The organism is Blastomonas sp. CCH1-A6, from assembly GCF_001556365.1.
GTDB lineage: Bacteria > Pseudomonadota > Alphaproteobacteria > Sphingomonadales > Sphingomonadaceae > Blastomonas > Blastomonas ursincola.
Genome location: NZ_LSIS01000027.1, coordinates 82,972 through 102,355 on the forward strand (window position 1 = coordinate 82,972; position 19,384 = coordinate 102,355).

At 66.0% G+C, this 19,384-nt stretch carries 16 protein-coding genes; 7 read left to right on the forward strand and 9 right to left on the reverse strand.

All coding sequences use genetic code 11. The features are described 5' to 3' along the window. Positions 1 to 9: 9 nt before the first annotated feature. Complete coding sequence (locus AX735_RS01360) at positions 10 to 1,455, reverse strand: aldehyde dehydrogenase (RefSeq protein WP_066274431.1); 1,446 nt, start codon at positions 1,453 to 1,455, stop codon at positions 10 to 12. Between the two features lie 75 nt (positions 1,456 to 1,530). Here AX735_RS01360 and AX735_RS01365 point away from each other — a divergent pair, with 75 nt between their 5' ends. Together AX735_RS01365 and AX735_RS01370 are read left to right on the forward strand one after the other, a co-directional pair. Continuing rightward, entirely contained in the window at positions 1,531 to 1,974 is a 444-nt protein-coding gene (locus AX735_RS01365; protein ID WP_066274434.1) for a MarR family winged helix-turn-helix transcriptional regulator, read from the forward strand. A 57-nt stretch (positions 1,975 to 2,031) separates the two neighbouring features. After that, complete coding sequence (locus AX735_RS01370) at positions 2,032 to 3,171, forward strand: LysR family transcriptional regulator (RefSeq protein ID WP_446471763.1); 1,140 nt, start codon at positions 2,032 to 2,034, stop codon at positions 3,169 to 3,171. A 76-nt stretch (positions 3,172 to 3,247) separates the two neighbouring features. Here the strand turns inward: AX735_RS01370 and AX735_RS01375 are convergent, their stop codons facing one another. From AX735_RS01375 to AX735_RS01390, 4 genes are all read right to left on the reverse strand, one after another. Beyond that, the gene (locus tag AX735_RS01375) at positions 3,248 to 5,644 is read right to left on the reverse strand and encodes a TonB-dependent receptor (protein ID WP_066274442.1); all 2,397 of its coding nucleotides are present in this window, start codon (positions 5,642 to 5,644) and stop codon (positions 3,248 to 3,250) included. Positions 5,645 to 5,900: 256 nt separating this feature from the next. Beyond that, entirely contained in the window at positions 5,901 to 6,746 is an 846-nt protein-coding gene (locus AX735_RS01380; RefSeq protein ID WP_066274445.1) for a p-hydroxycinnamoyl CoA hydratase/lyase, read from the reverse strand. Positions 6,747 to 6,849: 103 nt separating this feature from the next. Beyond that, complete coding sequence (locus AX735_RS01385; RefSeq protein WP_171007753.1) at positions 6,850 to 7,317, reverse strand: MarR family transcriptional regulator; 468 nt, start codon at positions 7,315 to 7,317, stop codon at positions 6,850 to 6,852. A gap of 37 nt (positions 7,318 to 7,354) precedes the next feature. Beyond that, positions 7,355 to 7,825 carry a DUF2269 family protein gene (locus AX735_RS01390; protein ID WP_066274447.1) on the reverse strand — a complete coding sequence of 157 codons (471 nt, stop codon included), beginning with the start codon at positions 7,823 to 7,825 and terminating at the stop codon, positions 7,355 to 7,357. A 187-nt stretch (positions 7,826 to 8,012) separates the two neighbouring features. Here AX735_RS01390 and AX735_RS01395 point away from each other — a divergent pair, with 187 nt between their 5' ends. From AX735_RS01395 to AX735_RS01415, 5 genes are all read left to right on the forward strand, one after another. Beyond that, a complete protein-coding gene (locus AX735_RS01395) occupies positions 8,013 to 8,951 on the forward strand; it encodes a LysR family transcriptional regulator (RefSeq protein ID WP_023838703.1) in 939 nt (312 codons plus the stop codon). Between the two features lie 87 nt (positions 8,952 to 9,038). After that, entirely contained in the window at positions 9,039 to 9,938 is a 900-nt protein-coding gene (locus tag AX735_RS01400; protein WP_066274448.1) for a sterol desaturase family protein, read from the forward strand. Beyond that, on the forward strand, positions 9,935 to 11,512 hold the full coding sequence (locus tag AX735_RS01405) for a tetratricopeptide repeat-containing sulfotransferase family protein (protein ID WP_066274450.1): 1,578 nt from the start codon (positions 9,935 to 9,937) through the stop codon (positions 11,510 to 11,512). The genes AX735_RS01400 and AX735_RS01405 overlap by 4 nt, the downstream gene beginning before the upstream one ends. Before the next feature lie 17 nt (positions 11,513 to 11,529). Beyond that, positions 11,530 to 11,898 (forward strand): hypothetical protein, encoded by a 369-nt coding sequence (locus AX735_RS01410; RefSeq protein ID WP_066274451.1) that lies wholly within the window; start codon positions 11,530 to 11,532, stop codon positions 11,896 to 11,898. A gap of 125 nt (positions 11,899 to 12,023) precedes the next feature. Further along, the gene (locus tag AX735_RS01415; protein WP_066274453.1) at positions 12,024 to 12,368 is read left to right on the forward strand and encodes a UrcA family protein; all 345 of its coding nucleotides are present in this window, start codon (positions 12,024 to 12,026) and stop codon (positions 12,366 to 12,368) included. Positions 12,369 to 12,429: 61 nt separating this feature from the next. On the opposite strand, the gene AX735_RS01420 is transcribed toward AX735_RS01415, so the two are convergent. The 4 genes from AX735_RS01420 to AX735_RS01435 are packed head-to-tail and all read right to left on the reverse strand — an operon-like array spanning position 12,430 to position 19,378. Then, a complete protein-coding gene (locus AX735_RS01420) occupies positions 12,430 to 13,359 on the reverse strand; it encodes a Vgb family protein (RefSeq protein WP_066274455.1) in 930 nt (309 codons plus the stop codon). A gap of 27 nt (positions 13,360 to 13,386) precedes the next feature. After that, entirely contained in the window at positions 13,387 to 15,156 is a 1,770-nt protein-coding gene (gene atzF / locus AX735_RS01425; RefSeq protein ID WP_066274456.1) for an allophanate hydrolase, read from the reverse strand. Next, a complete protein-coding gene (uca, locus tag AX735_RS01430) occupies positions 15,153 to 18,746 on the reverse strand; it encodes an urea carboxylase (protein ID WP_066274458.1) in 3,594 nt (1,197 codons plus the stop codon). The genes atzF and uca overlap by 4 nt, the downstream gene beginning before the upstream one ends. Next, positions 18,743 to 19,378 carry an urea amidolyase associated protein UAAP2 gene (locus AX735_RS01435; RefSeq protein ID WP_066274461.1) on the reverse strand — a complete coding sequence of 212 codons (636 nt, stop codon included), beginning with the start codon at positions 19,376 to 19,378 and terminating at the stop codon, positions 18,743 to 18,745. Before AX735_RS01435 ends, uca begins: the two co-directional genes overlap by 4 nt. Positions 19,379 to 19,384: the final 6 nt, after the last annotated feature.

Below are 19,384 nucleotides of genomic sequence, written 5' to 3' on the forward strand. Positions count from 1 at the left end.
GGTTATCGCTCAGATGGGGTAATGACCGGGCTCGGTCTCGACCGTGATCCAGCGAAGCTCGGTAAAGGCATCGATACCGGCCTTGCCGCCGAACCGGCCATAGCCCGAGGCCTTGACCCCGCCGAAGGGCATCTGCGCCTCGTCGTGCACCGTGGGGCCGTTGACATGGCAGATGCCCGACTTGATCGCCTTCGCAACCTTGAGCCCCCGCGCGATGTCGCGGGTGAACACCGAGGCGGACAGGCCGTATTCGGTATCATTGGCAAGTGCGATCGCATCGGCCTCGTCACGCGCACGGATGACAGCGACGACCGGGCCAAAGCTTTCTTCGCGGAACAGGCGCATGTCCGGAGTAACCCGATCGACCACATGCGCAGGCATCAGCACGCCTTCGGACGCACCGCCGCTCACCAGCACGCCGCCGGCATTCAGCGCGTCGTTCACCAGCGTATCGACATGGTCCACGGTCTTGCGATCGATCACCGCGCCCAGCGCCGCCTTGCCCTCGCGCGGATCGCCGACACCAAGCGTCGCCACCTTGGCGGCGAACTTCTCGACAAAGGCGTCGGCCACTGCGTCGACCACGATGATCCGCTCGGTCGACATGCAAATCTGCCCCTGGTTCATGAACGCGCCGAACGCCGCGGCCTTCACCGCCTCGTCAAGATCGGCATCGTCGAGCACCAGCAGCGGTGCCTTGCCGCCCAGCTCGAGCAGACAGGGCTTGAGATGCTCGGCAGCACGCTTGGCGATGATGCGTCCGACCGCCGTCGATCCGGTGAAATTGATCCGGCGCACTGCCGGATGGTCGATCAGCGCACCGACCACCTCGCCCGCATCCTGCGGCGCATTGGTGACCAGGTTGACGACGCCATCGCCCAGCCCGGCATCGACAAAGCAGCGCACGATCAGCGCGTGTGTCTCCGGGCATTGCTCCGATGCCTTGAGCACGACCGTATTGCCACAGGCGAGCGGCATGGCGATGGCGCGCACGCCCAGGATGATCGGCGCATTCCACGGCGCGATGCCCAGTACCACGCCCACCGGCTCGCGCACCGCCATCGCGATGCAACCGGGCTTGTCGGACGGGATCACCTCGCCGCCGATCTGCGTCGTCATCGCCGCCGCTTCGCGCACCATATTGACCGCAAGCATATGGTTGAACCCGGCCCAGGCGGCCGTCGCGCCGGTCTCGGCCTGCATCGCGGCGATGAAATCGGCCTGGCGCGCGACCATCGCGTCGGCTGCGCGGGTCAGCGCCGCGCGACGAGCACCCGGGCCGAGAGCCGCCCAGCCGGACAGCGCCGCCGCGGCTTCATCCGCCGCCGCAGCCGCATCGTCCACCGTTGCGGCTGCCGCGCGCGTGGCCACATCGCCCGTCAACGGGTTGATCCGGTCGAACCGGTCAGCGGCCTCGATTGCCTTTCCACCGATCAGCAAATCCGTCTTGAACATCGGAACCATCCTCTCGTTGATTGATATGTCGCATATCAATATTGGCCAAGCGATGCAATCGGGGTAAAGCCGCTTATGGCCAAGAATGATCCGCCCGCCGCACTGCATGATCCGCTCGATGCCCTGCTGGGCTACCAGCTGCGCCGCGCGTCGAGCGTCATGATGGCGGACCTGGCTGCGGCGCTGCGCGAGACGGGGCTGCGCCCGGTCGAGGCGTCGATCCTGCTGGTGATCGAATCGTCCCCCGGCTGCACGCAGAGCGACGTGGGGCGGTTGCTCGCGATCAAGCGCGCCAACATGGTGCCGCTGATCGCAGGGCTGTTCAAACGCGATCTGATCTATCGCGCGCCGGTCGATGGCCGATCGCAGGCGTTGTTCCTCTCGCCTGCTGGCGAAACCATGGCCCGGGACGCGCGCAAGGCGATCGACACCCACGAGCAGCGGTTCCAGGTGCTGTTCGAGGATCGCCAGGTTGCAGCCCTGCTCGACGGGCTGCGGCTGATCCGCAAGCACGGCTAGGCGCAGCAGGCCGTGCGGCACGCCATCCACCCGTCGTCGCGATAGGGGCCAAGCTGCATGATGGAGAGCCTCAACCTGCGCCATCTGCGATCGGTGGCGGCGATCGCACGGCTCGGCAGCCTGTCTGCTGCCGCGAGCCAGGTGAACATCTCGCAGCCCGCGGTCACCCAGGGCCTGTCGAAGCTGGAAGCGCAGCTCGGTATCGCGCTGTTCCACCGGCTGCCCGAGGGCATGCAGCCGACCGAAGCTGCGGCTTTGCTGGCCCCGCGCATCGAGCGTGCGCTCGACCATATCGGCAGCCCGCTGGTTACGATGGCGCAGATGCGCGCGCTGCTGACCCTGGCCGAGGGCGGCAGCTATGCCCGCGCCAGCGCGATCACCGGCCTGTCGCAGCCCGCGCTGCACCGGGCGCTGGCCGATCTTTCCATCGTGCTCAAGCGATCGATGGTGGAACGTCGCGGCAAGGGCATCGCGTTCACCGAAAGCGGTCGCCGGACGGTGCGTGCCTTCCGTCTCGCCCGCGCCGAGTTGCGCGCGGGTCTGGCCGAGGTCGAGACGCTGAAGGGACGCGAGGTCGGCAGGATTGCGGTCGGTGCGATGCCGCTTTCTCGCGCGCGGATTCTGCCCGAAGCGGTGGCGGCCTTTCATGCCCAGCATCCCGAAGCGCGCATCCTGGTGACCGAAGGCGCGTTCGCCGATCTGATCGAGCCGCTGCGCGACGGCGATCTGGATGTCATCGTCGGCGCCTTGCGCGATCCGCCCCCCGGAGAGGATCTGGAGCAGCAGCCGCTGTTTCTTGACCGACCGGCGATCATCGGGCGCAGCGATCATCCGCTGGCCGGCGGCGAGGCCAGCCTGGCGCGGTTTGCCGAATATCCGTGGATCGCCTCGCCCCAGGGCACCCCGCTGCATGCCCGCTGGCGCGCGATGTTCGAGAATGCGGGGCTGGAATTGCCCCGCGTTCCGATCGAGTGCGGATCGGTGATCGCCATCCGCCATATCCTGGCCAGCAGCGACTTTCTCGCCATGCTGTCCCCCGACCAGGTCGGGCTGGAGCTTTCCACCGGATTGCTCGCGATCATTGGTGAAGTCCCCGCCGAATTGAGCCGAACGATCGGCATTACCACCCGCAGCGGCTGGCGCCCGACCAGGGTGCAGGCCGCCTTTCTAGCGCAGCTGCGGCTGGTATCGCGCTGACACGCCACCCAGCCGCATCACATAAGAAAAATCTAAATCTGGCCGTAGCTTGTTGTGCCCGAACAGCCGTCCGGCATCAGAATTCGAAGCTCGCTTGCAGGAACCATTGCCGCGGCCGGGCGAAGATGCGCTCGGCATAGCCCAGCGTCGCCAGCGATGCATTGCCCTGGATCAGGTATCGCTCGTCGAACAGGTTGGTAAGGCCGCCCTGCAGCTTCCACCCATCCTCGTGCGACAGCGTCAGCGACGCATTGCCAACGAAATAGCCGTCCTGCTCGATCTCCGGTACGCTGCCGGTGATGAACACCAGCGACGAGGTGTACGATCCGTCGAAGCGCGGCGTCAGCTTCATCGCATCGGTCAGCTGGAAATCATAAGCGATCCCGAAACTGCCCTGGAACGAGGGCGTCAGCGGCAGGTCGTCGCCGGGCAGCACGGTGGCGGTCGCACCCGGGATGGCGGTGATCGACAGGATGTCGTCGTCGAGCAGGCTCACCGACGCATCGAACACGAAGCCGCCGGCGCGATACGAGGCTTCGGCCTCGAACTCGCGAATGCGCGCCTTGCCGGCGTTGAACAGCAGCGGCACGGGCCCGGCGCGGAATATCAGCTGGATATCCTGGTAATCCGCCTGGAAGGCCGCGAGGTTCAGGCGAAGCGCACCGAAGTCCATCTTCGCGCCGAGCTCGTAGCTGTCGACCGTTTCCTCATCGAACGGGATCGGCACATTGCCCGCCGGTGCGGCGTTGTACCGGGTATTGAAGCCGCCCGACTTGAAGCTGCGCGCATAGGAGACATAGGTGCTCAGCCAGTCGGAAACCTGGTAGCGCACGCTCGCCGAGCCGGTCAGCGCCGAGAAGGTCTCGCGATTGGGGGTCGGGAAGATGAACAGCGGACCGCCCTGCGGTATGGCCAGTGTCGGCAGCGGGTTGGGATCGGGCCGGGTCGAAGGGAACAGGTTGAGCACCGTGCCCTGATAGGTCTTGCGATCCTCGGTAAAGCGCAGCCCCCCGGTCAGCTCGAGGCCGCTTGCCACCTCCCAGCTGAGCTCGCCGAACACCGCGAAGGACTTGGTCTCGAGATCGGACAGCTGCAGATCGCGGCTTCCCGGTCCGCCGGCGAGGATCGAAGCGATCACCGGCGGCGAAGGCGGGAACGAAATCGGCACCGAGGCGCGCTCGTTGGTGTCCTCGTCGAAATAATAGGCGCCGAGAATGCCGTTGACCGGGCCGGCATCGAGCTGGAGCTGGACCTCCTGGCTGAACTGCTTCGACTGCGCGCCGACATCGGTGGTCAGGATCACGAACGGGGTGTTGTCGGCGTCGCGAATACCGCGCGAATCGGTATCGCGATAGGCCGTGATGCTCTTGACCGTGAGCGCTTCGGACAGCTCCAGGCTCGCCGTGGCAGAAAGACCCCAGACCTTGGACGTGCTTTGCACCGGCGCGGTGCCTCCATTGGTGAAGGGACCACGGTTGTAGAAATCATTCGCGCAACGCGGGTCGTTGATCAGCGGCACATTGGGCGCGCCGAAGCGCGGGTTTCCGGGCGTCAGCGGCGCGAAGGGAATGGTCGCACCGGGACAACCGGCACCGACACTGGCGATGGCCGGAACCGGGGCCTGCTCGTTGATCCCGGCAAAGACAAAGGGCGCGCCATTCTCGTTGCGTTCGGTATAGTCGCCGCGCAGCAACAGGGTGAAGCTCGGCGATGCCTCCCATTTGAGCGATGCGTTGAGCGTGTAGACATTGTCGTTGCCCAACCTCAATCCATCGAATTCGCGCCGGACATAGCCGTCGCGGCTGCGGAACCCGCCCGAAACACGCGCGGCGAGGTTGCTGGCGATCGGCAGGTTGAGCGCGGTCGAGCCTTCTATGAGATTGTCTTCGCCGGTGCGAAGGCGGCTGCGCCCCGAGAAACCGTCGAAATCGGGCTCGCGCGTGTTGACCAGGATCGCACCGCCAATGGTGTTGCGACCGAACAATGTGCCCTGCGGACCGCGCAACACCTGCACGCTTGCAATATCACCGAGCTCGATCGTGCCGCCGACCGAGCGGCCGACATAGACATCGTCGATATAGACGCCGACGCCCGGATCGACCGCCGCGGTCGGATCGAGCTGGCCAATGCCGCGGATGAACACCACCGCTGCCGCGCTGTTGCCCGAAAGCTGCCCGGCGGGCTTAAACTGCAGGCTGGGGGTGAAGCGCTCCAGATCCTGCGTCTGGGTGATCTGCCGATCCTCGAGCGCCTCTCCGCTGAACACGGTGACGGCCACCGGCGTTTCCTGCAGCGATTCCTCGCGGCGGCGGGCGCTGACGATGATTTCCTGCGGTTGCGAACTGTCCGCCCCCGTCTGGCTGTCCGGGCTGGTGGCTTGAGCCCATGCTGCTTGCGGCGGAGCGAAAAGCGCGACCAACCCCAAAGCAGTGCTGGTCGCGGCGCGGATGCGGATCTTGCGAATCAGGCTCATGGCATTCTCCCCATGGTGCATTTCTCGTCCGGAAATGCTATGTGAGAGAACATTGCAGATAGACCCTGGCGGCTCTAATCAGATTTGCTGCTTGCCCATAAGAAAATTCTAAGTCTGTTTGACGCCATCCGACGCTTAGCGGCTCGCGCTCTCACAGAAGCAGCTGCCACTCTCGCGGCGCCAGAAGTAGCCTTGCACGAATGCGCAGGGCGACAACGGCCGCCCCGACGTTGCGGACCCTTTCAGGGCCTGCGCATCAGCCTTGCCCGGGCTTGCCCGCCGCCTTGTCGAGGTCATAGGGCCCAAGCCCCGGCTTGTAGCTCTTTTCGTCGATGAACTGGCGGATGCCTTCCTTGCGCCCGTCGGTCTTGTCGTGGAAATTGGCTGCTTCCTGCATGCGGACCAGATAGTCCTCAGCCTCGTCATAGGTCATCACTCCGACCCGGCGGACCGCATCCTTCGCGAACTTCAGCGCGACCGGGTTCTTCTTGAGCAGCAGGTTCGCCACCTCGGTGGTGCGCGCCTCGAGCCGGTCGAGCGGCACGCTCTCGTTGACCAGCCGCATCGCGCTCGCCTGCTTGCCGTCGATCAGCTCGCCGGTGAGCGTCAGCCACATCGCGTCGCGCATCGGCAGGAGATCGACCACCACCTTGGTCACCCCGCCGCCCGGCAAAATGCCCCAGTTGATCTCCGACAGGCCGAATTGCGCCTCGTCCGCGCAGATCGCCAGATCGCACGCGAACAACGGGCCGAAGCCGCCACCGAAGCACCAGCCGTTGACCATCGCGATGGTCGGCTTGTGGAACCAGCGCAGGCGGCGGAACCAGCCATAGCTCTCGCGCTGCGACTTGCGCACGCCGCGCAGCCCCTGCGCCTCGGTCTCGCGGAAATATTCCTTCAGGTCCATGCCGGCGGACCAGCTGTTGCCCTCGCCGCCCAGCACCAGCACGCCGACATCGTCGCGATATTCGAGATCGTCGAGCACCTCCATCATTTGCCGGTTGAGCGCGGGATTCATCGCATTGCGCTTTTCGGGCCGGGCGAATTTCACCCAGGCGATGCGATCCTCGACGCGGACCGAAACGACCTGATCTTCGGACATGCTATCACCCCTTCTCATTTTCCCACGCTCGACATCGGCATAAATTGTATGCCAAGCGTACAATCTGCGCAATCGAAAACGCAAGCTCGCGCGTCGCGACAGGTCAGGCGTCCGGAAGGGCCCTGCGCGGCCGCGGGCGTGGGCTTGGCCTCGCGATCCTTTCGAGCATCGCGCCCAGCAGCGCGGCCTCTTCGCCGGTCAGCGTCTCGACCAGCGCCCTGTCCGCCGCGTTGATCGCGGCCAGCATCGTAGCCATCTGCTCTTCGCCGCTGGCCGTCAGATGGAGGGCATTGGTGCGCGCATCGCGCCCTGGGCGGCGCTCGATCAGGCCGCGCTCCTCAAGGATATTCACCTGCCGCATGGCGCTCGACCGGTTGATGCCGAGCGCGTGGCCGAGCGCCGTCTGATCGCAACCGGGATTGTCGCGGATCAGCAGCAATGCCGTCATCTTGGCCGGAGACAGGCCGAAGGGTTCCAGCGCCCGGCGCGCATCCCGCTCGGCGATCAGGCTTGCCCGCTGCAACTGATACCCGACCAATTGCCGCAGATCCTGGCCCTGCTTCAAAGGCATCGGCAAATCTCCCCGGGCCCTGTGCCCCGGAGGCATATTAGCCAGGTTTGTCGAGCATGAAATAGAGCGCAGCGACCAGCGGCACGGTGGCGACCAGCCCCCAGAACAGCCAGCGCCGTGCCAGCGTGCGATAGGCTTCGGGCACATCGCCCGCATGTTCGAATGCCCGCGCCATGCGCGCCTGACGCACCTGGATGGGGATGAGAATGCCGAGCCAGATCACCCCGGCCGCAACGAAGCTGATCTGGCTCCACAACAGCCAGGCGGGCCCCGGGAAATCGTAACGCGCCTCGTACATCGCGCCATAACCACCGATGATCGTCAGCACGATGCCTGGCACCGTCAGCCCGAAATCGGTGCCGGTGACCATGCGCTGGCCGAAGCCGATGATCGAGGCGTTGCGCGTACGGTCGGCAAACACCTTCCACACTGCGGTCACCGTGATGTTGCCCAGCAGCAGGATGACGCCCAGCACATGCGCAAACTTGTAGATCGAAAATGCCGTCATGCCCTGCCCCGGATCGCTGGCCCACCAGCCCTGCCGACAATGCTAGACGCTTGCCGACCTCGTGTCTGCGACAAACTGTCTATATTTTCTGACACTTCTCGCCGAACCGGGCCATAGCCTTGGACGAGCATATTGCGCAAACGGCATCAATCTGGTCTATGATCCGGGCTCACAAGGGGATTGCCACATGCCCGATCGGGAACCGCTGATTGACCGCAAGTTCGCCAGCCGGGTGGACTGGAACCTGCTGCGTACCTTTGTCGATATCGTGCGCGCGGGCGGGATCGGTGCGGCGGCGCGCAAGCTCAACCGCCAGCAGCCCAGCATCAGCGCCGCCCTGAAGCGGCTGGAGGATCATGTCGGCACCGTGCTGCTGATACGCACCGCGACCGGGGTGGAGATGACGCCCGCAGGCAAGGCGATGATGGCGTTGTGCGAGGACATGCTCGAATCGGCGCGGATGATGCCGCATCAGATCGCCCAGGCGACCAAGCGGGTCGAGGGCTTTGTCCGCATCCAGATCGTCTCGGGCCTGATCTCGCCCGAATTCGACGAGGCGATCGCCAGCTTCCACCGCCGCAACCCCGATATCCATATCGAGATCCGGGTGTCGCCCTGGCGGCAGGTGCTCGACGCGCTTGAACAGGGCGAAGTAGAGATCGGGGTGAGCTATGACAGCGCGGTGCGCGGTGGGCTGATGTACGAGCCGCTGCTGGTCGAGCGCCAGCAGCTCTATTGCGCGCGCTCCAGCCCGCATTACGGCCATCGTTACAGCCGGCTCACCGATCTGCGCGACGAGCATTTCGTGCTGACCGGCGACGACGAGATCGAGCTCATCACCAATCTGCGCCGCCGCAACGGCCTGGGCACCAAGGTCAGCGGGCTGGCCGAGGACATCAACGAGGCGCAGCGGCTGGTGCGGCTGGGCGTCGGCATCGGCTTTCTCCCTGTGCCTGCAGCGGAAGAGGATGTGGCAAAGGGACGGCTCTGGCCGATGCTCTATGCGGACATCGAGCCTGCCTATGACATCTATCTGCTCGCGCGCACCGATCCGGCGCGCGATACCGCGACGCAGCTTTTCTGGGACGAGGTGTTCCGCCGCGTGCGCGCGATGCGCGAGGCATAGATACAGCCTATGACTTTCATCGCATTTTTGCCTCTCCCGACATGATGCGGTGCAGCGCAGACTTCTGGCCAGTTTCGGAGCTGCGCAATGACGATTTCCTTGAAGGACAGACTGTTCAACCTCGTTCCGCCTGCAATGGTGGCGCTGGTCGTGCTGTTCTGGGCCTATGCGCCCAAGCCGGTGACGAGTATTCCGTGGATGCTGATCGTCACCTCGTCGCTGATCACGCTCACCGTGTTGCTGCTCGAATTCGTGCACGAGCGGCATGCGGGCTGGCGGATGAACTGGCAGGAATTCCGCACCGACCTGTTCTATGTCGTGCTCAGCTCGACCGTCATCGCCTGGCTGAGCAAGACGCTGGCCGAAGACCCGCTGCTCGCGCTCAAGGACTGGCTGGGCATCAGCACCGCCTGGATGGCCCAGGTGCCGTGGCTGGTGCAGGTGATCATGGTCGTCGTGATCCTCGAATTCGGCCAGTACTGGATGCACCGGCTGATGCACAATGTGACGCCCTTCTGGCTGACGCATGCGCCGCATCATCACATCACCCAGCTCAATGCAGCCAAGGGCTATGTCGGCAATCCGATCGAGCTGTTCCTGATCAGCCTGAGCGTCCTTGCATTTTTCGATTTCGATCTGACCGCGCTGTTCGCCGGGCTCAACGTGCTCAACGTCGTCTCGACCTTCGCGCATGCCAATGTGAAGGCCGACCCGCCAATCTGGTATTCGTTTGTCTTCACCACCATCCGCCACCACAGCCTGCATCATTCGACCGATTACGAGGCGACTCGCTGCAACTATGGCAACTCGCTCATCCTGCTCGACCGCATCTTCGGCACCTACAAGGAGGGTGAAGGCGTGCTGGTCGGCCAGGACGACCGCAAGCGGCTCACCATCTGGGAACAGACGATCTTCCCCTTTGTGCCGCTGATCGACCGCTGGAAGGCCCGGCGAAGCGATAGCGGCGGGAGCGAAGCGGCGGCATGATCGACCTGCGCGCCCGGCGGATCGACGCGGCGCGCGAGGCGCTGGGCCAGGGCGACCTGCAGGCGACGCACAGGCTGGCGGCCTCGCTTATCCATGACAATCCGCGCGATGCCGAGGGACATTTTCTGCTCGGCGTGACGCTCGCCGATGCAGGGCAGATCGCTCCAGGCATCGCGAGCCTCGAGCGCGCGGTCGCGCTTGACCCGCAGGGCGAATATCGCGCGCAGCTCGCCAAGCTCTATGCGATGGTCCGGCGCGAGGGCGATGCGGCGTTCGTGCTCGAACAGGCCGAAACCGCGCTTCCCGCCGACGCGCTGAGCCGTGACACCATGGGCTGCGTCTATGCGCGCCTGGGCAATCATTCCGCCGCGCTCGGACATTTCCGCGAGGCGGTGCGGCTGCAGCCGTATAACAGCGAATATCGCTACAACCTCGCCGTCACACTCAATTTCCTCGGCCGCATCGACGAGGCCGAGGCCGCGCTCGAGGCGCTGATCGGGATGGCGGGTGACCATGCCCGCGCGCACCATCTGCTCGCCAGCCTGCGCAAGCAGAGCGCGCAAGCAAACCATGTCGCCCGGCTCGGCCAGACCTATTCGCGGGCGCGCGAAGGGCGCGACCGGCTGCTGCTCGGCTATGCGCTCGCCAAGGAGCTCGAGGACATCGGCGAGCCCGAACGCGCGCTCGACATATTGTGCGAGGCCAATGGCGAGCACCGGCATGCGCTCGATTACGATTTCTCGCGCGATGCGGCCAATTTCGATGCGATCGAGGCGAGCTGGACCGATCTGAAGGCCGCTCCGCCCGCCCGCGACGATGGCGATGCGCCGATCTTCATCATCGGCATGCCGCGCACCGGCACCACGCTGGTTGATCGCATCCTGTCCTCGCACCCTGAGGTGGAGAGCGCGGGCGAGTTGCAGGCGATGCCGCTGGCAGTGAAGCGCGGTGCGGGCACGCGCAGCCGCAACGTGCTCGATCCCGAAACCGTAGCGCTCGCGACCCGCGCGGACATGGCCGCGATCGGCCGCGACTATCTCGAGCGTGCGCAGCATCATCGGCGCGATCCGGCGAAGCGCTTCATCGACAAGTTTCCCGGCAACTTCCAATATGTCGGCTTCATCGCGCGCGCTTTGCCCAATGCACGGATCATCTGCCTGCGCCGCCACCCTATGGACACGGTGCTGAGCAACTTCCGCAACCTGTTCGCGGTCAGCTCGCGCTATTACGATTACAGCTACGACCTGCTCGACATCGCAGCCTATTATGCCCGGTTCGACCGGCTGATGCGCTTCTGGGCCGAGCAGCTTCCGGGCCGCGTGCTGGAAGTGCAGTACGAGGAACTGATCGCCGACCAGGTCGGCCAGACGCGCCGCCTGCTTGACCATACCGGGCTCGACTGGTCGGACGATTGCCTATCCTTCCACACCAATGCCGCGCCGGTTTCCACCCCCAGCGCCGCGCAGGTGCGCCGTCCGATCTACAGCGATTCCGTCGCGCGCTGGAAGCGCCATGCCGATGTGCTGGCGCCGGTATCGCGCTTCTTCGAACAGCACGGCATTTCCGCCACATGACCGGGAGCTCTCTGCCTATGTCCCGCCTGCTCGTATCTGCCGCCCTGGCGTTGGCCGCGCTCGGCATCGTCTCCCCGGCCCAGGCTCAGCCCGGACATGCGCCGAAGCTGCGCGTGGTCGAATGCGGCGCGGAAAGCTGCCTCAGAATCACCGGCCATCGCGATGACAGCGCCGCACCGGTCCTGCTCAATGGGCATGAGATCGCGGTCAACGGTCGGCATCGCTGGACGGCGCGGGTCCCGGTCGCAAAGGTCCGGCACTGGTCCGCGCCCTATGCCCGCAGCATCCAGCTTTCCGTGGCAAATGAAGAGCATAGCGCCCAGTTGCCGATAGGCCTGCTGGGCACGCGCGGTGATCTCGCCATGCTGGTCGTCTCGGTCAAGTAATAACGGCGCCAAGTCTGAGTAATAAAAGTACAAAACCGGGTTATATATTGAAAGTTTTCTCCCGCGCGGCTATAGCGGTCGCCAGCGGCCGCAGAGCTGCAATTGTCTGACGCAGGAGAAAACCCATGAAGACCCGGCTCGTGGCGCTCGCCACCGTCGCGTTTGCCCTGACGGCCACCGGTGCCGCCGCGAACGAAACCGCCACCAATCCCTTCGCCAAGGACAAGGCGATCCTCAACCTCGCAGATCTCGACCTGTCGACCGCCGACGGCCAGCAGCGTCTTGCCAGCCGCGTCGATCAGGCTGCCCGCACGGTCTGCGGTGATCGCCTGTCGGGCGTGCATCTGGCAGCAGAAGCCAAGACGCAGGAATGCCGCGCATCGGTTGCCGCCGATGTCCGCGCGCAGATCGAACAGCGCCTCGCGCGCGCCAGCACCGCATCGGGCGTAAAGCTCGCCTCGCTGCGCTGATACTGTTGCCCTGAGCCGCGACCGGCCCAACCTCCAACAGGGGCGCCCGGTCGCGGACAGGTCATTTTGCCGGCGTGAAGATCGGCTGCGGCCACCAGGTCAGCGTGTGCACGTCATGCGCCGAGGTCCAAAGGCCATCGCCGGCATAGCGCAGCGCACCGCTGCCTTCTGCCTTGCCCAGCCGCGCGACTACAGTCAGCCCTTTGGGGTCGATCGCGACGAACGTCTGGTCCTCGGTGGTGCGCAGCCAGACCATACCCGCGCCGGTATCGATATCGCCCCATTTCAGTTCCTTGCCGACCTTGACCCGCCCGGTCACCTCGCCGGTGGCAGGGTCGATGCGCGCCACCGTGCCGTCGCCCTGTTCCTGTACCCAGACCGCGCCCTCGCCCGCGGCCGAAAAGGCTGGCGAATTGCCCATGGCCGTGGTCTTGGTCACCGCATTGGTGGCAGGGTCGATCCGCTGCACGGTCTTGCCCTCGCTGCTGATCGCCCAGAGCGCATCGAAGCCGAAGACGAGATAATGCGTGCCCGGCGTCACCGCGATCGTCGCGATGACGGCGTTTGTCGCCGGATCGATGCGCGAGACCAGGCCCTTGTTGTCGCTCGCCACCCAGATCGATCCCGCGCCCGCGACCACGTTCAGCTCGCCCTTGGGGTTGGCGATGCCGGTAGCGATGGTGGCGACCTTTTCCGCCTTGGCAGTGTCGATGCGGACGACCGCGTTCTCCTTGCAATCGGCGACCCAGAGGCTGCCCGCATGGATCGCCATCGCGCCACAGGGCCGCGCCATGGCGACCGCCGCCTGCTTGCCCTCACGCGACCAGCGCTCGACCCGGCCGGCATTGGTCGCCCAGACGCTGTCCCCTTCGACCGCGAGGAAATCGGCAAAGCCCGGCACGTCGATCACCTGCTCGGCCGAGGCCGGGGTGACGATCAATGCGGATAATCCTGTGGCCATCGCGGCGGCAGTCTTGCGGAACCTGGTCATGATCGTCCCCTTGCTGTTGAAATCGGCTCAGGCCATCTGCGCGATATAGGCGCGCCAGCCGCCGAGATGCGTGATGTCCTCCGCGCCATCGAGCGCGCGCGGCTCGGCGACGAAGCCCTTGACGCTGGTCCCGTCCGACAAGGTCACCGTGCCAATCGCCAGCGGCGGCGGCACCTCGACGGTGAAGCTGCCGAACTCGGCGACGCCCAGTTCGTACACCTCGACCGCGATCGCCGCCCCCTCGCCCGTATGCACCAAAGCCGGCTTGGGCGGCACCGAATTGGCGATGGCATAGAGCCGGTATTCCGGCGCAGTCTCGAACGCGCCGACGAATTTCGCGTCGCGCGATGTGAGCTGCCAGTGCAGCGGCATGTCCTTCAGGTGCGCGCCGACAACGGCAAGTTTCACGGTCTGCATTTTGCCCTCCAGATCGAGCGGGGGTGGAGAAGGAAGCGCGGCGGCCGCAAGATAGGCGTCCGCGATGTCGAGCAGCGCCCGGTCGGTGTGCGCCGGACCGATCAGCGTGATGCCGAAGCCGGTGCCGTTGTGCCGCGCACCAGCGGGCACGGCGAGCGCGGCCATGTCGAGCAGGTTGACGAAATTGGTGTAGAAGCCCAGCACGCTGTTGAGCGCGATCGGCGCGGCGAGCATCTCGGCCACGCGATAGGTGGTGCCGGCGGTCGGGAAGGCCATCACGTCGATGCCGTCCCAGAGCTGGTCGGCATGGCGTTTCAGCTCGGCGAGCCGGTAGATGCCGTTGAACAGATCGACCGCTTTTGTCTCGAGCCCGGCGGAGACGATCTCGAGCACGGTCGGGTCGATGGCGTCAGGGTTGCTGGCGAGCAGATCGGCCAAGGCGGCGGTGCGTTCGGCCACCCACGGCCCGCCATAGAGCAGCTGCGCGGCCTCCTGCAGCGGCGCGTAATCGATCTCGACGATCGTGCCGAGGCCCGCGAGCACCTCCAACGCCTTGTCGTACAGATATTCCGCCTCGCCATCGCCGAAGAACATCCGCTGGTCGCGGCGCGGCACGCCGATGGTGCGATGGCCGCGCGGCAGATCGGCGAGCGGGCGCGACCAGGCGTCAGCCGCGTCAAAGCCCGCGACGATGGTATCGATCAGCCGCGCATCGGCGGTATCGTCGGAGAACACGGTGATGCAGTCGATCGAGCGGCACGCCGGCACCAGCCCGCGGTTGCTCCAGCGGCCCTTGCTCGGCTTGAACCCGATCAGATGCTGGAACGCGGCGGGCACGCGGCCCGAGCCGGCGGTATCGGTGCCGAGCGCAAAGGCGACCAGCCCCGCCGCCACCGCACTCGCCGATCCCGAGCTCGACCCGCCGCTGACATAGGCGAGATTGTGCGCGTTGCGCGGCGCGCCATAGGGGCTGCGCGTGCCGTTGAGGCCGGTAGCGAACTGGTCGAGATTGGTCTTGCCGACGCACAGCGCTCCCGCCGCGAGCAGCTTCTCGACCACGCTGGCTGAGGCTTCGGGCGCATAGGCAAAGGCGGGGCATGCCGCGGTGGTCTGGAAACCCGCAACATCGATATTGTCCTTCACCGCGAACGGCACCCCCGCCAGCGGCAGATGCTCGCCCGCTGCAACACGCGCGTCGATCGCGCGCGCAGTCTCCAGCAGCGCTTCGGGCGAGGCGCGGCTGATCCAGATCTGCGGCTGCACCGCGTCGTACGCCGCGATCCGTTCGAGCGCAGCCTCGGCCTGAGCCACCGCACTACTCTGCCCGCTCTGGACCGCCGCCGCGATGCCCGCAGCGCTCAGGCGAAACGGCGCGCTCATCCGTGCCTCGTCAGCGCCAGGATCGGCTCGCCAGGCTGCACCGATTGCCGCTCCTTCGCATAGAGCGCCGCCACCGTGCCCGCGCCGGGGCTGTCGACGCGGCATTCCATCTTCATCGCCTCGATGATCGCGATGGCATCGCCCGCCGCGACCTCGTCGCCGACATTGACCAGCATCTTCCAGACGCTGCCGCCAAACGGCGTCTCGATCAGGTCCGCCCCCTCGGGCACCTCGACCGCCGCGCTCTCGGCAACTGGAATGTCCGCCGGATCGACCCGGTCGAACTCGCCCCGCCGCTGCCATTCAGCGCGCTCGGCATCGAACGCGGCCTGGCGATTGGCCTCATAGGCGGCGATGGACTCGGCATTGTCGGCGAGGAACGCGCGATAATCGGCGAGGCGGAATTCGGAGGGCTCGATGCGGATCGATCGCCTGCCGCTGGGGAAATCGCGCCGCCATTCGGCCAGTTCCTCGGCGCTCACCGGATAGAAGCGGATCTGGTCGAAAAAGCGCAGCAGCCAGGGCTTGCCCTCGGTAAACGCCCCGGTCTGGCGATAGGTGTTCCACACCTGGATCGTCCGCCCGAACAGCTGGTATCCGCCCGGCCCCTCCATGCCGTAGATGCACATATAGGCACCGCCGATGCCGACGACATTGGGCGGGGTCCAGGTGCGCGCCGGATTGTACTTGGTGGTCACCAGCCGGTGACGCGGGTCGACCGGGGTCGCGACCGGCGCGCCGAGATAGACATCGCCCAGGCCGAGCACGAGATAGTTGGTCTCGAAGATCAGATTCTCGACCGCCGCGGCGTCGTGCAGGCCGTTGATGCGGCGGATGAACTCGATATTGTCCGGGCACCAGGGCGCATCGTCGCGCACCGTGCCCATATACTTCTCGATCGTCTCGATCGTCGCCGGGTCACGCCAGCTCAGCGGCAGGTGGACGATGCGCGAGGGGATGGTGAAATCCTCCAGATCGCCCAGCCGCTCCTCCGCCGCCATCAGCGCCGCGAGCGCGGCGCTCTGGGTCATCGTGCTGCCGTCGAAATGGAATTGCAGCGACCGGATGCCGGGGACGATGTCGATCACGCCGGGCAGTGCCATCCGCTCGAGCTCGGTGAGCAGCGCCTGCACGCGGATGCGCAGCTCGATATCGAGCACGATCGGACCATATTCGACCAGGATGTTGCGATCGCCCTGCTGGCGATAGACGGTGCGCGGGCGACTGGGTCCTTCGGAGATGATGCCCAGGATCGGCGAGAGCGTCTCGATCGGGCGCGCGGGGCTTTGCATATGCCCTTCGCCGGTCGCGACCAGCCGCCGCTGCAGGCTGTCCGCCGCGAAGGCATCATGGGCGTTGACGGGGACGAAGCGCAATTTGTCGCCGGGCGCGAGCTGGCCAATCTTCCACCGGTCCGCCGCGATCACCACGAACGGGCAGACGAACCCGCCGAGCGAGGGCCCGTCCGGCCCCAGGATGATCGGCATGTCGCCGGTAAAATCGACCGCGCCGATCGCATAGGGGTTGTCGTGGATGTTCGACGGGTGCAGCCCCGCCTCGCCACCATCCTTGCGCGCCCATTGCGGCTTGGGGCCGACCAGACGCACGCCGGTGCGGTTCGAATTGTAATGCACCTGCCAGTCGGCGGTGATCAGCGTGTCGATATCGCCCGGCGTGAAGAAATCCGGTGCGCCATGCGGACCATAGAGAACCCGCAGCGTCCATTCGCTGCCGATCTCGGGCAAGGCGACCTGCGATAGCGGCGTGGTCGTCTCGCCATGCGCGAGATGCAGCGTATCGCCCGCGAGCAGCCGCCGCGCGGCATGCCCGCCGAACTGGCCGAGCTCGAACGTGCTGGTGCTGCCGAGATACGGCGCGATGTCGAGCCCGCCCGCGAACAGGATATAACCGCGCAGCCCTCCACCGGTCGCGCGGCCGAGGCTCAGCGTCTGGCCTGCCGCGACCTCGACCGGCATACCGCGCGCCACCGGAGCGCCATCGAGCGTCGCGCCGAAATCCGCGCCCATCAGGCAGATGCGCGCGGGCGCGTTGAACAGCAGCGTCGGCCCGGTCAGCGTCAGTTCCAACCCGGACGTGCCTTCGGGATTGCCGAGCAGCCGGTTGCCCAGCCGGAACGACTGGTCGTCCATCGGCCCCGAAGGCGGCACGCCGACCGCCCAGAGCTTCTGACGCCCCGGCCAGTCCTGCACCGTGGTCGCGGTGCCGCCGCTCACCACCTGGATGCTCTGCGGCTGATAGACCACGCTTTCGAGCGCGCGGGTCGAGACCTCGCCGGTGACGAAGGCGGGCGCGCGCACCACCTCGCGCAGCCAGCGCAGATTGCTCTCGATGCCGTCGACGCGCGCTTGGTCGAGCGCCGCCTGCATCGCGGCGACCGCGAGTTCGCGCGTCTCGGCATGCACGATCAGCTTGGCGAGCATCGGGTCGTACCAGCTGCTCACCGTGCTGCCCGCCATCACCCAGGTTTCGGTGCGGATGTCCTCGGGGAAGCGCACCGAGGTCAGCGTGCCCGAGGTCGGGCGATAATCCTGCGCCGGATCCTCGGCATAGAGGCGCACCTGCACCGAATGGCCCTGAGGCGCGGTCGGCGCGCTGTCGAGAAAGGCGAAATCGCCCTGCCCGCCGCGCACCATCCATTCGACCAGATCGATGCCGAACACCTCTTCGGTCACGCCATGTTCGACCTGAAGCCGGGTGTTCATTTCCAGGAAAAAGAATTCCTTGCGCTCGGCATCGTAGAGAAATTCGACCGTCCCGGCAGACCGATAGCGCGCCGCCTCGCCCAGCCGGATCGCTGCGGCGTAAAGCTCGGCGCGGATCGCATCGGGCAGCAGCGGTGCAGGCGCTTCCTCGACCACCTTCTGGTTGCGGCGCTGCAGTGAACAATCGCGTTCGCCCAGCGCCACGACGCGCCCCTGGCCATCGCCGAAGATCTGCACCTCGATATGCCGGGCGCGGCGGATGAAGCGTTCGAGGAACACCCCGGAATCGCCGAAATTGCCCTGGCCGAGCCGCGCCACGGTGGCGAAGCCCTCGCGCACGTCCTCGGCCGTCTCGCACACGCGCATGCCGATGCCGCCGCCGCCGGCCGTCGCCTTGAGCATGACGGGAAAGCCGATGCGCTCGGCTGCCGCGACCGCCTCGGCCTCGTCGGTGAGCAGATCGGTGCCCGGCGCGAGTGGAACGTCATGCGCGGCAGCCAGCGCGCGCGCGCTGTGCTTCAGCCCGAAGGTGCGGATATTGTCGGGATCGGGGCCGATGAACACGATGCCTGCCGCCGCGCAGGCCTCAGCAAATTCGGCATTTTCGGCGAGGAAACCATAGCCTGGGTGGATCGCCCCTGCTCCGGTGGAGCGGGCCGCCTCGAGGATCGCGGGGACGTTCAGATAGCTCTCGCTCGCCCGCGCCGGGCCGATGCACACCGCCTCGTCGGCCAGCGCGACATGCAGCGAATCCTCGTCGGCCTCCGAATAGACCGCGACCGAGCGCAGCCCCATCTTGCGCAGCGTGCGGATGATGCGCGTGGCGATCGCGCCGCGATTGGCGATGAGAACGGTGTCGTAGCTCATGCGGTGACGATCATGCGCACGGGCGTGGGGTTGAAGCCGTTGCAGGGATTGTTGATCTGCGGGCAGTTGGAGACGACCACGGTCACGTCCATCTCGGCGCGCAGATCGACCGTCAGGCCCGGCGCGCTGATCCCGTCGACAATGCCCAGCGAGCCGTCGGCCTCGACCGGCACGTTCATGAAGAAGTTGATGTTCGACACGATATCGCGCTTGCCGCGCCCTTCGAGCAGGTTCGCCTCGAGGAAATTCTCGACACAGGCATGTTCGGACTTGGTATGATGACCGTATCGCAAGGTATTGGATTCGCACGAGCACGCGCCGCCGATCGTGTCGTGATAATCGACCGCGCTGGCGGTGATCGTCATCATCGCGCGCCCCTCGTTCGATCGCAGCACGGTGCCCTCACGCAGGAACAGGTTGCCCTGCGCCGCGACGGTATCCTGCGCGCTATAGCGTTCGGCATCGTCGGCGGTCGCATAGAGCAGGAAATCGACGGCCTGGTTGCCCTCCAGATCGACGATGCGCAGCGTCTGCCCGGCGGCGATATGGTGCAGCCAGGGCGCGCGTGCGGGCACGATCTCATCGTGGACGATGGGGCCAGTCAGGCCAGCGATATGGGGATCGGCGCTCATTCGGGT